At 44.9% G+C, this 16,035-nt stretch carries 10 protein-coding genes and 1 pseudogene; 7 read left to right on the forward strand and 4 right to left on the reverse strand.

Annotated features, from left to right (window positions below; genetic code table 11):
- Positions 1-112 precede the first annotated feature (112 nt).
- Positions 113-1,030, forward strand: coding sequence for a response regulator (locus tag JK628_RS03585; RefSeq protein WP_202287907.1), 918 nt, complete (start codon positions 113-115; stop codon positions 1,028-1,030).
- A gap of 492 nt (positions 1,031-1,522) precedes the next feature.
- On the opposite strand, the gene JK628_RS03590 is transcribed toward JK628_RS03585, so the two are convergent.
- On the reverse strand, positions 1,523-1,834 hold the full coding sequence (locus JK628_RS03590) for a hypothetical protein (protein ID WP_202287908.1): 312 nt from the start codon (positions 1,832-1,834) through the stop codon (positions 1,523-1,525).
- A 107-nt stretch (positions 1,835-1,941) separates the two neighbouring features.
- Positions 1,942-2,457, reverse strand: a complete 516-nt coding sequence (gene thpR, locus JK628_RS03595) for an RNA 2',3'-cyclic phosphodiesterase (protein ID WP_202287909.1) — start codon at positions 2,455-2,457, stop codon at positions 1,942-1,944.
- Positions 2,458-2,616: 159 nt separating this feature from the next.
- Here thpR and hrpB point away from each other — a divergent pair, with 159 nt between their 5' ends.
- From hrpB to JK628_RS23245, 3 genes and pseudogenes are all read left to right on the forward strand, one after another.
- Positions 2,617-5,121: an ATP-dependent helicase HrpB gene (hrpB, locus tag JK628_RS03600; RefSeq protein ID WP_202287910.1), complete on the forward strand. Its 2,505-nt coding sequence runs from the start codon at positions 2,617-2,619 to the stop codon at positions 5,119-5,121.
- A 1,337-nt stretch (positions 5,122-6,458) separates the two neighbouring features.
- Positions 6,459-7,718 (forward strand): hypothetical protein, encoded by a 1,260-nt coding sequence (locus tag JK628_RS23425; protein ID WP_202287911.1) that lies wholly within the window; start codon positions 6,459-6,461, stop codon positions 7,716-7,718.
- 112 nt (positions 7,719-7,830) lie between these two features.
- A pseudogene (locus tag JK628_RS23245) lies at positions 7,831-7,914 on the forward strand (transposase); the annotation flags it as partial.
- Positions 7,915-8,101: 187 nt separating this feature from the next.
- On the opposite strand, the gene JK628_RS03610 reads toward JK628_RS23245, so the two are convergent.
- Positions 8,102-9,043 (reverse strand): LysR family transcriptional regulator, encoded by a 942-nt coding sequence (locus JK628_RS03610; RefSeq protein WP_237524131.1) that lies wholly within the window; start codon positions 9,041-9,043, stop codon positions 8,102-8,104.
- Positions 9,044-9,219: 176 nt separating this feature from the next.
- Between JK628_RS03610 and JK628_RS03615 the strand changes: the two genes are divergently transcribed.
- The 3 genes from JK628_RS03615 (at position 9,220) to mrcB (ending at position 14,835) form a co-directional block, all read left to right on the forward strand.
- Positions 9,220-10,677, forward strand: a complete 1,458-nt coding sequence (locus JK628_RS03615; protein WP_202289701.1) for an NAD-dependent succinate-semialdehyde dehydrogenase — start codon at positions 9,220-9,222, stop codon at positions 10,675-10,677.
- Between the two features lie 66 nt (positions 10,678-10,743).
- The gene (gabT, locus tag JK628_RS03620) at positions 10,744-12,024 is read left to right on the forward strand and encodes a 4-aminobutyrate--2-oxoglutarate transaminase (protein ID WP_202287913.1); all 1,281 of its coding nucleotides are present in this window, start codon (positions 10,744-10,746) and stop codon (positions 12,022-12,024) included.
- A gap of 429 nt (positions 12,025-12,453) precedes the next feature.
- Positions 12,454-14,835: a penicillin-binding protein 1B gene (gene mrcB, locus JK628_RS03625; RefSeq protein ID WP_202287914.1), complete on the forward strand. Its 2,382-nt coding sequence runs from the start codon at positions 12,454-12,456 to the stop codon at positions 14,833-14,835.
- A gap of 147 nt (positions 14,836-14,982) precedes the next feature.
- Here mrcB and JK628_RS03630 read toward each other — a convergent pair whose 3' ends face one another.
- Entirely contained in the window at positions 14,983-15,744 is a 762-nt protein-coding gene (locus JK628_RS03630) for a hypothetical protein (RefSeq protein WP_237524132.1), read from the reverse strand.
- Between the last annotated feature and the right edge of the window lie 291 nt (positions 15,745-16,035).

Genomic DNA, 16,035 nt, shown 5'->3' on the forward strand with positions numbered 1-16,035 from the left:
GAATTTACATCAATTTTAAGGCCGTGACTCTGAAAACAGTCTTTGCTAAAACATCATTTGTGTTGCAGTATTGTTAACTATTGAACTTCTGCTTAGTATTGGTTTGCCGTCCATGAAACTTAGTTTTAGTGAATTCTCGATCGATTGTGAAACAGCAGAGCTGCTTGTTAATGGTGCAAAAATTGCTATTGATGAGCGCAATATTATGCTTATTCAGTTACTAGCTAAAAGCTACCCTGAATATTGCTTAAAACAAGATTGTTTAGATAAAATATGGGTAGGCACGGTGGTGTCAGATATGTCGCTATCTAAGCTGGTTTCTGACACTCGGAAAATTTTTGCTAAAGCAGGCTATAGCGGCCCTTTGATCCAGACAGTTCATGGTCGAGGTTATCGGCTCGGACACGAACTGGGACAACAGTTATCACAGCTGCAAAACAGTGACAATGTAGAAGCTGGGCACTCCTCTGAAATAGCAGGTAAAGCATCTTCCTCTGCCCCTTTTGTTGAGCGACGGAAAAAAACTGTAGCGATTTCGTGGTGGGAAATATTTGCCAAAGTATTGATCGCATTATTGCTTGTGTTAGCGATTATATTCCAGTTTTGGCAAGGCGGGGTTAATAGCGGTTCATCAACAACACAAACAAAGTCACTCAGTTATAGTGAGCCAGCAGGTGCGTTAGGGCGAGTACTTTGGGTTGACGACCATCCTGAGAATAACTTGGTTGAGAAAGCCTATTTAGAGAGCAAAAATATAGTTGTTTATAGCACGGTTACTTCAGAAGAAGCACTAATGCTATTATCCATGTATAACTATCAGGCTGTGATTTCGGATATGTGGCGCCATGGCGACTCACTCGCTGGACTTAAACTGCTACAAACTATTCGCGCCGCCGGCCATGATACTGACTTTTATCTGTACACTTATGTCGAATCGCCAGATGTTAGTGAGGCAATTTTTAAGAGTGGTGGTCAAGCGGTTGTTATAGATAGTGCTGCACTATATGAGTTGATATTGGCGCACTTTTAAATGTATAAGACAGTTCATCAAAGCTAAATTACGCTAATAATAGTAAGTTGGCTTAGTATTTTGCTTACATAAAGCCTTAACCCCATCAAAGTAAAGCCATAAATACAATCCAATCAAAAGTAAAAGTCAAATATATGATTTTGTAAGTTATTGATTCTTTTGCTTTTAAATTTAATTCATAAATTTTCAAACTAATTCACAGTATCTCAATGGGTAAATTGGGATGCCTATGGTATCTATATGTTTAGTAAGTAATTAACGACTTGGCGCTGATACATGCCGCTGCGCAAATAGCACCTCTTATAGTTGTTTATGTGTTTGTTATAAAAGTTTACTGGTTTTGGAGGTTATCCGACCATTAACTTAAACTGTATTTATAGTTCTTCGATTAGCCACCTAGCCTTAGGTGGCATTTTTTTGCGCAAAATCTCATCCTAAGTAGCAAATTTAGACGATTATTAAGCGCCTGTTTTAATGCTTATGGTTGACAGGCTAGTCAGCAAAACCATCTTTGATAAAGAGGTGCTTAGTTTGATTGAAGCTCGCTTCGCTACAATTAACAAAATCGATAGCGTATTGAGCATTGTCTAAGCGAAATTTGTCAGTTTTTGCGATTTCATATTCGTTCATCACGATATTCATAGCTTCCTGAGTCCACTCCGGCTCACCTTTACCGATAATCACTTCTGGTGGATCGTAGTGAGTCACCATCCAGTCTTGCAGCTCTTCAGCTGAAATTGTCCCTAACTTCCAAGATGATAAAAGATCGGTAAGTTGTACTTTATTAATTTGCGATATTGTCATTATTGAATCCTACTTGGCGCTGATGCGGCATAGATTAGCTTAATTTGCGAAAGCGAGAAAGATTAATGCTAATTCCATTAAATATGCCTCAGCAATTGAACAAAGGTCTAGCTCAATTGCCAAGAGTGCAGTATTGGGTATTCAACGCCATTTTCACCGGTAAACGACTGAAAAAGGTATAGCGCTTTTGGCTGTATTAATAGTGGCTGAAACTTAACACCGTTGACGGCTACTTTGGCTTTTCTAGACAGTGTTATATGTGGATTATAGTGATGTTCACTCTGATGTAGCTTGTGCTGCTGCGCAAGTAACTGCCCTGCATTGGCAAGCATCATCAGTTTGGGATCTGATGCTTTGCCTTTAAGGCAAAGTATTTTAGGTTTCTGCCAATGCTCGATAAGATCGAGTGTGACCTTAAAGCGAGGTTTAGTAATAGCATCAACACTTGATATCAGTGCATCAATTGTTTCACTGCTGGCTTGGCCTAAAAAAGCCAGCGTCATATGCAGGTTGTCACTAGGCACCAATCTAACGCTGAGCGGCAATTGTTGCTGTATCGCCTCGATCTGCAGTGTTTGCAGCGTCGTTAGTGAGAAGCCAAGAAACACTCTTTTATCCGTCATTATTTAGACCCGCCCTATTTGTGGAGATAAAATTGTCGCGATAAAAGACCTAGTGTAGTTTAGCTCGCAGAGGCTTTTAGAGTACACTGCTAGGCAATTATTACTTTCATATGGCAGGTTTTAAGCTGCCATATTGAGCCCCATAACGAAAAGAACCCTGTGACTTCACTACCTATCCAGACTTTGCTACAACCGATCCGAGCCGCTTTTAATCAGTGTAATCAAATTATACTGGAGGCGCCGACAGGTGCCGGTAAATCAACAGCATTGCCATTGGCGATGCTGGATTGGAATGAAATAGACGGCAAGATCTTGATGCTAGAACCAAGAAGAGTCGCGGCGCGTAACGTTGCCCAGTTTATCGCGCTCAAGCGTGGCTGCACGCTCGGCAGTGAAGTCGGTTATAGGGTACGAGGTGAGTCAATGGTCAGCCGTGATACTCGACTAGAGATCGTCACCGAGGGCGTACTGACGCGCATGATCCAGCGTGATCCTGAACTGACTGGAATTGCACTGGTCATTTTCGATGAGATCCACGAACGCCATCTCACTACCGATCTTGGTTTGGCGTTGGCGCTGGAGATCCAATCGAGTTTTCGCGAAGATTTAAAAATATTGGCAATGTCAGCGACCTTGTCGGGTTTGCCGCTGAATAAACTGATGCCAGAGGCCGCCACCTTGAGTAGTGAAGGCCGTAGTTTCCCTGTCGAGCAAAGCTACCGTGCTGCTCCCGTGCAATCTTTATGGTTAGATCATATGGCCAAGGTGATCCTAGAGGCGCTGGCATCGCAAACTGAAGGTTCGTTGTTAGCATTCTTACCTGGGCAAGGTGAGATTAGAAGACTGCAAAATATGCTGACATCACGATTGGACGCGGCTAAGTTTAGCATCTGCCCGCTCTATGGCAGTTTGCCGCCTAAGGCGCAAGATCTTGCGATAGCGCCGCCAGCCAAGGGGATACGTAAAGTGGTACTGGCCACAAACGTTGCCGAATCCAGTTTAACCATCGAAGGTATAACCCAAGTTGTCGACTCTGGTTATAAGCGACAAGCCAGTTTTAACCCAAGAACTGGCGGCACAAGATTGTCACTTAAACGGATAAGCCAGGCATCTGCCGCACAACGTAGTGGCCGAGCAGGGCGTTTAATGGCAGGTTTCAGCACTCGACTCTGGAGTCAAGAGGAGCATGGCCGACTCATTCAAGCCGACGAGCCGGAAATCGTCCATACCGATCTTATCTCTATGGTGCTTGATGGCGCCTATTGGGGGGTTAAGTCCCTGAGTGAACTGCCGATGCTGACACTGCCTTCAAAGGCAAATGAGAATATAAGTTGGCAGTTACTCACATCACTTGAAATGGTAGATAACAAACGCGCGATCACCGCCCATGGCAGGGCTGCTTACGAGCTAGGTTGTCAGCCGCGTTTAGCGCATATGCTGTTAAAGGCTAAAAGTTTATCTGCCAGTAATAGTGATGAGGATTTAGCGGTACTCGCCTGCATTATTGCCGGGACATTGGAATCTAGAGGTCGCAGTCGCAAAGGCTGTGACATTAGCCATTACTTTGCCGAAGCATTGGCTTCTGAGTCAGCAAAACAGATCCGGCAGTGGCTTAATACGCTGAAGCTAGATTCTAGATCTAGCCAAGCACTTACCACAATCGCGCGCCAGGCTGCGAGTGATAATATTGCACTGTTGTTGGCATTCGCTTATCCAGACAGAGTCGCTAAACGGCGCGGAGTGAGTGGTTACCAACTTGCAAGTGGTTCAGGTGTGGAACTGGCCGCTGATGATGCACTATCTGGTCAAGATTGGTTAGTGATTGCAGACTTTCAAGAAACCGAAGGGCGCAGCAACGGCAAAGTTTATCTCGCTTGCGCATTGAATGAACAATTATTCACTGGTCAATTATCAGGTTTAGTTGAAACCATAGAGTACTGTGGTTGGGATGACAGTAAAGGCCGATTTTTTGCTGAAAGGCGGCGTAAGGTTGGGCAGATTTTGCTGAGTAAAACACCGGTAAAAAATCTCGATAAGCGGCTTATTAAAAATGCCATCGTGGAGCAGATCAGTATTAACGGCCTTGGGTTGCTCAAGTTTGATGAGCGTGTCGAACAGTTGCGCCATCGAGTGGCTATTGCAGGCAACTTAGATCTCTCTAATGACTGGCCAAAACTTGATGACGATACCTTGTTAGCCCAGTTAGATGATTGGCTTAAGCCCTACTTAGACGATGTGCGCAATCTAGCGCAACTGCAGCAAGTGGATTGCTACACACTACTGCTTAACCAAATGCCATGGGCGACTCAGAAGCACCTCGAGAGTTTATTGCCGACCAAGTGGCTTATGGCGACAGGCACCCATGCCAAGATTGAATATGATGCAGATGGGCGAGGGCGACTAAGCGTTAGGCTGCAAGAGGCCTTAGGTATGCAAGAAAGCCCTAAACTGGCGCAGGGAAAGTTAGTGGTTACTATGGAGTTACTGTCACCCGCACGGCGACCCTTGGCGTTAACAGCCGATCTCGCCAGTTTTTGGCAAGGGCCTTATGAACATGTCAAAAAGGAGATGAAAGGCCGTTATCCAAGGCATCTATGGCCAGATGATCCGGCCAACACTCAGCCGACTAAATTTACCAAGAAGAAGACCTTCGCCCAAAAGTAATTTTGGCTGTTCGCTTTTATGACTTTTGAGTTAGTTATCGGTATTTCTAGTGCCAATTTCTAACTCTGTGTTATTTTATAATTATAAAGCTGCGGTCTTCGGTTTCAGGGTCAATTCTGTTCCTTACAGAATCTGGCATTCCCTCCGTCCTTGGAGATCAGACGGCGAAAAGCGTTCCTCAGTAGTATCTGAACATGCGCTTGCCGCAGGCAATTGGTCAGCAGCTAACGCATTTATGCCCCAATACGTGCTGGCTGCAATATCAGTTATTGCTTTTTCAAATCAGAATCAACGTCGTGGCGCTTCGCCCATTTTTGTAATCAAGAGTAGAGTCAAGGGGCAAAGCGCTTGCGCCCCTTGACAATCCCTCAGCGCCCCGGCGAAGTTAAATGCATTAGGTACGGGCCTCATACTCCAATAAAAATCGCCTAACGGCTCAGATGGGACATCCATGTCCCCCCGAGCCTGAACCATCATCCCTGATGGCTCTACGGCATTTTTATCTGCGCACTTCGGCAACTTCGATGGGGAATGGGTGTTATTCGTTAGCGAGGAAGCTCATGCTTAGAACTATGTTTTCAAATTTAAATCGCAGATGCCGAGAGTTTGCGCTTTTATAACCCAGTGCAGATGCGGCTGAGGCCGTAGAAAACAGGCCAATTATGTTCCAGACATAATTTGGCATTTCCTCCGTCCTTGGAGGTCAGATGACTTCGTTGAGGCTTCAAGGACCCTTTCTTTTATAAAGAGTTGCGGCGAGCCTCAGTAGCGTCTGCACATGCGCCGACAGCAGGTCATTGGAACCACTTTGGTCAGCAGCTAACGCATTTATGCCCCAAAGCGAGTTGGCTCGTGGTTTCGTCAACTCTGGATTCATGACCTTTTGGCATACAAAAAGTAATCAAATTATGGATGGAAGGCTTGAGCCAAAGGATGGATCATGCGTTGTTCCTATTTTTGAAAATGACACTGCTAAACTTTACTCTGACCCGATTAACACGATTAACACGATTAACTCACTGACCCGATTAACTCAAGTAACAGCCGCGTTCAACATGCATGATCAATTTGCTGCTCAGATTGTGAACACGCGTTAGCCCTGGCTACTTAAGTAGCAATGAAGAAATTGAGGCGCGAGATTTAACATGTTGTTTTTATAATGAAAAGCTACCAAGTGTTTTTAGGAAGGGTACCGGAAGGTTATTCCAAACTAGTTAAACTAACATAACGACTCGAAATGATTTAGTTCGCTAGATGGATAATATCAATGGTGGCCATTTTATTTCGTTGACAATTAAATACGAATGTAAACATGACTAATAAAAGGACGTATTAACATGGGAAACAACAAAAACTACTTCGAAATTAAATGTAATGCATTAAAATCAATAGGTATCTCAGATAGAGACATCAGTATCATGGAAGAAACCATCAATGCAGAATTTTCGAGAGGCAATAAAAAGGTAACGATCTCTGACTCTAACAAAGACGAAAGTAATGGTAATGTTGTTAATTACATTAAGATACCAATAAAAAATGCAAACGAGTATCTAACATTGTTTAGTCATCCAAACAAAGGCTCACTCCACCAGCAAGTAATAAAATCAATGCAAAGAACAAATAATTTTAATGAATTGGAATTCATTGAAAGCCATAGTGTTCACTCTAAATTACTACACTATATGTATGTTGATAATAACGATAAAACGACGGAAGATTTTTTAAATAGACACTACTTCCCAAGAACTATTAATGCTTTTGCTGCAAGAAATGTGAATGTTCCAGATGGGGCAACCTTGACTATATCCGGAACAGAAGATCAAGAGCCAGTTTTAGTTGTACTGGATGAGTTGACTATAGGAGATGATGCTTCTATTGAGTGGGAAACCGCAGGCACCCTTATCACTGAGAAAACGATATATCCAGAAGTTGAAGCTGGAGGGAATTTCAACAATGATGGCGGTCATGGAGGAGAAGGGGGAGCAGCGTCACCAGCTCAAAACGGTAAGGATGGCCAAGAAGGAAAAAATGGTGAATCAATACTTGGTATTTGCTCGAGAGACCCTGGAACAGGCAGTCATGGATCTGATGGAAGCAACGGGGGGAATGGAGGGAAAGGGGGGAATGGAGGTGATGCCTTACCAGTCACTTGGCACTCTAAAGAAATTACTGGAGTAATTAGGGTCTCTGCAAATGGCGGCAATGGAGGACTAGGATCAATGGGGGCAGATGGTGGTAACGGAGGTAATGGCGGACGTTCAGGTAATAATCCAGGAACCTGTGCTCCAGTATTTGGTGGTAATGGTGGTAATGGTGGTAATGGTGGCATTGGCGGAGATGGTGGTGCTGGTGGCGCAGGTGGTAATTTAAATATAACTTTTGACATAGGTATTCCACGAATTGACTCCAGTTCTAATGGTGGTAATGCAGGAAAAGCAGGCCAAGCAGGCGGCGGAGGCGTAGCGGGGCAAGGAGGAACTGGTAGACCAACGGGGGATAATGGCAAGCAAGGCTCTCCTGGCTCACCTGGAGCGGGTGGAGTTGGTGGACATGCAGGGGCTGTAAATATAAATGGAGAGGTAATTCAGAGTATATAGCTAATTAGGAAAAGAAAAAAAGAAAGGACAGGCACACCTTTTTGTCATTGGCACAATCCTCGACTAGGCTTTTAGTAACATGATTTGTACTGCTTAGTTAAGGATGGTGCTCATGACCTCTGCAAGAAGAACCCTAATTGGTGCAGGTGTAACGCTTTTCTATCACATTATAAATCGTTGTGTAAGAAGAGCTTATAACCATGGGGGCGGAGCGAATTAGGCCCTTCAGATAAAATAGGATAATTTATCTGATCAACGCCAGTTAAATTAGAACTAATACTCTAACGCGATTTTGCCCAAAACGTGTTTAGCTACGCTCCAAAACAGTGTGAACAATCACCAAACTCTGTATCGATAAGAAACTATTCGCTGCCAGAAAACCTTTAACCCTCTTGGTTAAAGACTTCATTAAATACTGTTTTCAGCAGCTCTATTTTACTGGTCTCTCTTGGGTTGTGCTTAGACACCATCGATAAACTGAATTGGTAACGGGCGCTGTTGCGGTGGACGATTTTTAGTTGGTTGGCTGCTAACTCTTGCTTGATGTAGCTCAGTGGCAGGTAGCCAATATAGCAGCCCGATAGGATTAAGGTTTTACGAGTATCAAACTGATAGGCTTTGGCTGATAGATTTAGCTGCTTTAATTGCGCTTTCCCCTCAGAATCGATATCGATTCCGGGATGGACAGCGGGTGTTAAAGCTAACATTTCAGCACTGATCTCGGAGTCACTAAGCTGGAAGAATGGATGAGAGTGGCTGCAACAAAGGTACATAGGTTCATTGTAAATAGTTTGGTAATCTAGCCCTTCGACCTGCTGATAACTGGGCAATAAACCGATATGGGCTTTTTCTTTAAGGAGGCATTTTTCAATATGTTTAAGCGCCTCATTGTCGAGTACAAGGTGCAGTTGCGGCTGGGTTGTATGGATTATTCTAACCACTTCGGCTAGCTTTATCTGCATTCTAGAATCAAGCTGGTCGGCACATAGAATAATGAGCTCGCCACTTAACTCTTCTCCTAAGCTATTAATTAGTCGTGAAAAATCATTCAGCGAATCAAATAGCTCGATACAGGCGTGATACACAGCCTGACCATCTTCAGTTAGTGCAAAGCCACCGCGTCCTCGGCTGCATAATTTTAACTTCATACGACTTTCTAGGTTCGACATGTGCACGCTAATGGTCGAGCGAGTCACACCTAGTTCAACTTCCGATGCCGAAAAACCACCGTTCTCAACCACTGTTCTGAAAATACGCAGTAAGCGTAAATCGTATTCAGTCACCGCTTTTGGAATGATAGAGCTTTTAGGCGTCGTCTTAAGCACATTAATACCTATTGAATTAGTAAATGTTTGATGGTGATAAAACATAAGGTTTATTGTTTTGTATTTAACCTGAATTCATTTTGCTATTCAATAGAGATATGAATTATTAGTATCTGGTTCATTTTAAATGAACATACGGATGCCATCATCAGATGAAACAGCCCGCTGGAGTGACCATGCAACAAGTTAACGATTCTGGATTAGTTAAGCTCAGCTCATATATTGACGGCCAATGGCTCGAAGCATCAACGCGTTTTGATGTCATCAACCCAGCCAATGCTCAAGTTGTGGCGCAGGTCAGCAATGCTGGCATTGAAGAAACGGAAGCCGCGATACTCGCCGCTAAAAAAGCCTTGCCAGCTTGGTCAAAAAAGTCGGCTAACGAACGCGCGGTGATCATGCTTCGGTGGTTTAATCTGATGATGGAGAGTCAAGATGATCTCGGTCGAATCTTGACGTTGGAACAAGGCAAGCCCTTAGCGGAAGCCAAAGGTGAAATCGCTTATGGCGCTGCCTTTATTGACTGGTTTGCGGAAGAGGGCAAACGTGTCTATGGCGATACCATTCCTGGGCCCGCATTAGATAAACGTATCATAGTGATCAAGCAGCCGGTTGGCGTTGTTGCCTCTATTACCCCGTGGAATTTCCCCAATGCAATGATTGCTCGTAAAGCCGCAGCGGCGCTGGCGGCGGGTTGTACTTTTGTGGTGCGACCATCGCCGATTACACCGTTATCGGCGCTGGCGATGGCAGAACTTGCAGAGCGCGCTGGGGTGCCTGCTGGTGTATTGAATGTGGTCGTGGGTGAAGATGCTGTCGGCATGGGTAAAGTGCTGACTCAGCACCCTGATGTCGCCAAGTTCACTTTTACAGGCTCGACTGCAGTGGGCAAAATATTAATGACCCAAGCTGCTAGCACAGTGAAAAAAGTGTCTATGGAGCTAGGCGGCAATGCACCTTTTATCGTGTTTGATGACGCCGATATTGATGCCGCAGTGCAAGGGGCGCTAATCTCTAAATATCGAAACGCTGGTCAAACTTGCGTTTGCACTAACCGTATTTTGCTGCAACAGGGCATAGCGCAAGAGTTTACCGACAAGTTTGCCAGTGCAGTGGCTGGACTTAAGATTGGCGATGGGTTCACTGATGGTGCCAATTTGGGGCCGATGATCACCTCACAAGCTGTGGATGGCGTGCACAAGCTAGTTGAAGAGACAATCGCCGCGGGCGCGAAGCTGATTGCCGGAGGCAAACGTAGCACTGTCGGGGCAAATTTCTATGAACCAACAATTTTAACCGGCGTGACCAATGATATGCCGTTGGCAAGCAATGAAATTTTTGGACCGGTAGCACCGATCATCACCTTTGAAACCGAAGAGGAGGCTATTGCACTGGCCAACAACACTGAGTACGGCTTGGCAGCGTATTTCTACTCTCGAGACATTGGCCGGGTATGGCGTGTTGGTGAAGGTTTAGAGTTTGGCATGGTGGGTGTCAACGAGGGGATTATCTCAAATGCCGCGGCGCCATTTGGTGGCGTTAAGCAATCGGGTAATGGTCGTGAGGGTTCTAAGTATGGCCTAGACGATTATATGGAGATCAAATATCTGTGCATGGGCGGCTTAGACCGCTAGTAGCAGAACTCTGTAAATTGAGCTTAAACCGCAAGTTCAGGCAGTTTCGATAATAGGATAGTAGTAATGACAAACAGCAGCTTACAAGATAGAAAAGTGAAAGTTATCGCTCGTGGTCAAGGCAATGTCTACCCGGTATATGTAGATAAGGCATTGAACGCTGAGCTTTGGGATGTCGACGGTAATCGCTATATTGATTTCGGCACCGGTATTGCGGTTTGCAATACTGGCCATAGCCACCCCAAAGTTGTGGCTGCTGTTAAAGAGCAACTTGATAAATTTAGCCACTCCTGTGTGATGATTAATCCCTATGAATCTGCCGTCGAACTGGCTGAAAAGCTAACTGAGTTAGCTCCGGGAGACAGTGATAAGAAAGCGATATTTGTCACCACTGGGGCTGAAGCGGTTGAAAACTGCGTTAAAATCGCCAGAGCCCATACTGGCCGCCGTGGCGTCATCGCCTTTAATGGTGGCTTTCATGGGCGTACTAATTTGACCATGGCGATGACGGGTAAGATTAGCCCTTATAAACACCTATTTGGCCCATTCCCTGCTGATATCTATCACGCGCCTTTTCCGATGGCTTTTCACAATGTGTCGGTGAGAGAGTCTCTTAAGGCGTTAGATAACCTATTTAAAGTCGATATTGCCCCAAGTGACGTGGCGGCGATTATTGTCGAGCCAGTCCAAGGCGAGGGCGGCTTTTATGCTGCCCCAGCGATATTTTTACAAGCACTGCGTGATTTATGCAATCAACATGGCATCGTGCTTATTGCTGATGAGATCCAAACAGGATTTGGTCGCACTGGTAAAATGTTCAGCTTTGAGCATGCCGGCGTTGAGCCTGATCTGATCACGATGGCCAAAGGTATCGCGGGTGGTTTTCCAATTGCAGCCGTTGTCGGTAAGAGCGAGATCATGGATGCGCCATTGCCTGGTGGCCTTGGTGGCACGTACGGTGGCTCACCCGTTGGCTGCGTGGCAGCATTGGCTGTGCTTGATATCATTACAGAGGAAAACTTAGTGCAGCGCTCAGGCCAAATCGGTCAGATTTTTAATGAACAGCTGACGCTACTGCAATCAAGCCATCCCGATTTGATTGGTGAAGTGCGCAATCAAGGTGCGATGATCGCTATCGAGCTCGTGAGTAATGGTGACAGTGAACAACCGAATGTAAAGCTAACGCAAGCGATAATCGCTAAGGCAGCTGCCCATGGCTTGATCCTACTTGCCTGTGGATTCTATGGCAATGTGATCCGTTTCTTGCCTGCATTGACGATATCAGATGAACTGATCTATGAAGGGTTAAACAAGTTTAATAAGCTGTTTAGCGAGTTAGCGGACTAAAGTTTGCGGACTAGTAAGTATTCTGAGCTTGAGGACTTGGTGGAGCAATTCTACCAAGTTCGACTTTTACCGTCTCACTATAGTTTTGATTAGCTTGTCATTAATTCTCGTCATTAAACCTTTTCATTAAACCTCTTTATTCTGACCATCTTCTTTCGTTCAATTTTGTCACTTGTCGACAGGGTAAACACAGCATTTTGAGGTAGCTTGGGTATATAGTAGAATCCAGTTTCATTTTTCATTCTCTTGGTTGCCTGCTTATTGTGATAGTTTGCATTTGAAAAGAATGCGAGTGTGGGGGGATTGCGTAATTCAATCATTTGTTGCCAACTCTTTTTGGCCAGATCCCCTCGCGACAATGCAACCGAGCATATTTACCCATAAAGACCTGCAGCTCTTCATCGTCAAGAGCTAGGCCGCGGAACAGTAATGACAGATAAAGCTACACCCAAAGCAAAAGCAAAACCGAAAAATGCGCCAAAACGTGCGCCGGTGAAAAGAGCTTCAGCCGCTAAAAAACCGTCAAAGGCAGCATCGAAAAAAGCCTCTGCGAATAATAGTAGTTGGGGGCGTAAGCTGTGGTCTATCAGTTGGAAGCTTGCAGTTATTGGCACTGTGGTTGTTGCAGCCTACGGCATCTATTTAGATCAAATCATAGCCCGTAAATTCGAAGGGCAGAAGTGGCACCTGCCAGCGCAAGTATTTAGTCGCTCGATGGCCTTGTATCCTGGGGCGGCAGTAAGCCATGACCAGTTGATGTCTGAGCTTAAACTACTCGGTTACCGTAAAGTGGCCAACCCGCGTCAAGTGGGTGAGTTCTCCGCCTCAAAAACCAAGATTGATCTTTGGCGTCGACCCTTTTTGCATCCTAAGGGCGATCAAACAGAACAAAGGGTGATGCTCACCTTTGACTCCAATGGGGTGAGTTCAGTCACTAGAAGTAGTGATAGACGTCAGTTAGCGGTGTTCCATCTAGAGCCGGTATTATTGGATCGCATGATCACCGGTGATGGTGAAGATAGACTCTTCGTAACAACAGCAAAAATGCCGCAAGCCATTATCGATGCATTGATCTTGGTTGAAGATCGTAGCTTTTACGAACATCACGGTGTTAATCCGTTTGCGATTGTACGTGCGGCGATGGTTAACATCAGTGCCGGTAGAACGGTGCAGGGTGGCTCCACGCTCACTCAGCAACTGGCGAAGAACTTCTTCCTATCGAGCGAGCGTTCGATTAGCCGTAAACTGCGCGAAGCATTGATGGCGATTATTATCGATTTTCGCTATGAAAAAGATGAGATTCTCGAAGCGTATCTTAATGAAGTGTACATGGGGCAGGACAAGGCTCGCGGTGTACATGGAATGGGGCTAGCTTCGCAGTTCTATTTCGGCCGCCCAATCGCTGAGCTGACAATGCCACAACAAGCCTTTTTGGTCGCGGCCATTAAAGGCCCGTCATATTATAATCCTTGGCGTTATCCTGAGCGGGCGCTGAAACGCCGTGATTTGGTATTGCGACTGTTAATGGAGGCGGGTGAGCTTAATGTGGCGCAGTATGAGGCGGCAGTTGAATCGCCATTAGGATTAAGAAAATCTGACAAGCCAGTGCACCAAAAACTGCCTGCATTCTTTGCGGTGGTTAGGCATGAGTTAGCGACGCGATATGGTGATTCGTTGTTACAACAATCAGGCATTAAAGTGTATACCACGCTTGACCCTATGGCGCAGGATGCCGCTGAAAAAGCGGTTGAACAAACCCTTAAACAGCTAGGGAAAAATAATAAATCCTTACAGGTCGGCATGGTGCTGACTGATAAGTATTCTGCCGGTATTGCGGCAATGGTTGGCGATAAAGTGCCGAGTTACCAGGGCTTTAACCGCGCCGTTGAGATCCGTCGTCCTATTGGCTCGTTAATCAAGCCGTTTGTTTATGCAACCGCACTTAACCAGCCTGATAAGTACACCTTAGCGACGCCACTAAAGGATGAAGCTATCACCCTTAAAAATGGCCAAGGCAAAACCTGGTCACCACAAAATGTCGATAAAAAATTCCGCGGCCAAGTGCCTTTGCTGACAGCATTTAAAAAATCGATGAATGTACCGACGGTTAATCTAGGTATGGCGATAGGTGTGGCTGGAGTTGCGACAACGCTGGACCGCGCTGGCTGGAGAGATAAGATCCCTGAGTATCCATCAATGCTGCTCGGTGCGGTCAACGGCTCACCATTAATGGTGGCGCAGGTATTTCAAACCATTGCCGATAATGGTCGTTATCGTCATCTAAATTCAGTGACCACAGTATTGGATGCTAATAACCAACCGCTTACAGCATCACGACCTAGAACGACTCAAGCAATCCCTGCAGCGAGTAACTATTTGGTTAAATATGCGATGACCCAAGTGGTTGAAAATGGTACCGCCAAACGTTTAGGTAATGCTTTTCCGCGGGCGACACTGGCGGGTAAAACAGGAACCAGTAATGATTCTCGCGACTCATGGTTTGCTGGCTTTGATGAGCGAAACGTGGCGGCTATTTGGGTGGGGCGAGATGATAACGGTAAGACCAATCTGTACGGCAGCAGTGGCGCAATGGCGGTGTATCAAGCGTTCTTGAAAAACCGTCCACCTTTGAGTCTACGGATGGCACCTGTCGATGGCATAGTACAGGGATACTTTGAGCGTGATACTGGCGTGGCTAAAGAAGCTGATTGCGGCAATGTAATGAAGGTTCCAGCCTTAAGGGAAAGCTATCAACCTGCTGCTAATTGCGGTGAGCCACTGCCGTGGTGGAAAAAGTTGATAGGCGGTTAAGTAATGCTAATTGCATTATGTGTTTGAGCTTTATTCATATAAAGGTGCAACGGCTATAGGCTTTTGGGCTGACTGCTAGTTTGCCATAATTTGAGTTAATGATAATCAGCTATCGTTCATCAAAGTTCGATAGCTGATTGGTTAACACTAGAACCAACTTTGCTCAATAGCAGTTGAAATAGCGGAAGAATAATTCGATAAAATAGCAGTATACCCTGCTGTATATGCCGCAAATGACACATCCGTAGGTTCCGTTATTCCATTGCCAGTGACATTGACTATCAATACTGGAAACATAATCGTTCCGGCCGCATTAATTAAATCTTGTGCTTCAGTTAATGAATAATCCCTGTTTCTTATTGATGCTGTTGATTTTCTTGATAATTCAGAGTCTGATACGTAAACGATAACCGATGAGCTAGCTAGTTTAGCAATTGATTCCTCAGCACTATTGGCTAAATTAGCAGTGGTAGAGTCAGTGGCAAAGTCCATGGGATCTACATGATTGTATTCATAACCCTCATTGAACAGGTAAGTTCGGCCGTTTTCAAATTCAATGCTGGCTGTAGCACCATCTACTGGCAAATGAAAAATAATACGACTTCCATTTGTACTTTTAGCGTAATCATTTTTTAGCGTGATATCATTGAAAGTATATTCAACTCTCACTTCTTTTTGATTTGTTTCACTATTTAATACGCTAATGCAGTTAACGCTTATTTTATCGGTGGCGGTACACAAACGGGTCACGGTTGTTTCTGATAAACCCAATTGCAGCGCATCACTTTTAAAATCTTTGTCAATTTTAGCCTCATCATCACCATTATCAGGATGTAATATTCCTTCTACATATTCACAACCACTGACGTTCAGGCATAACACGAAAATCGCTATTACTTTGAGTTTCATATTCATTCATTGGCCATTATCTAGTTAAAAAACTTGCATGGTAATAGCAAGTTAGCACGATTTCTATTAGTCGTAATAGTGATATTAATTTTCCGCACCTTAAGTCGCTCGTCCTTCATAGCTGATTGACTGAAGCGCCGGTTTAGCGTCTTTCAACTTTGTAAACCTTAGTGGTGAGTGTGATGAACACTCAGGCCCCACTGGGGCGATATGAATATGGCTTATACTCATTTTATGGGGCTTAGTTATTGTTTGTTACCCGTTAATGCTGCAGTGTGATTAACCAACTTA

The sequence above is a fragment of the Shewanella sp. KX20019 genome, assembly GCF_016757755.1.
In the GTDB taxonomy this organism is placed as follows: domain Bacteria; phylum Pseudomonadota; class Gammaproteobacteria; order Enterobacterales; family Shewanellaceae; genus Shewanella.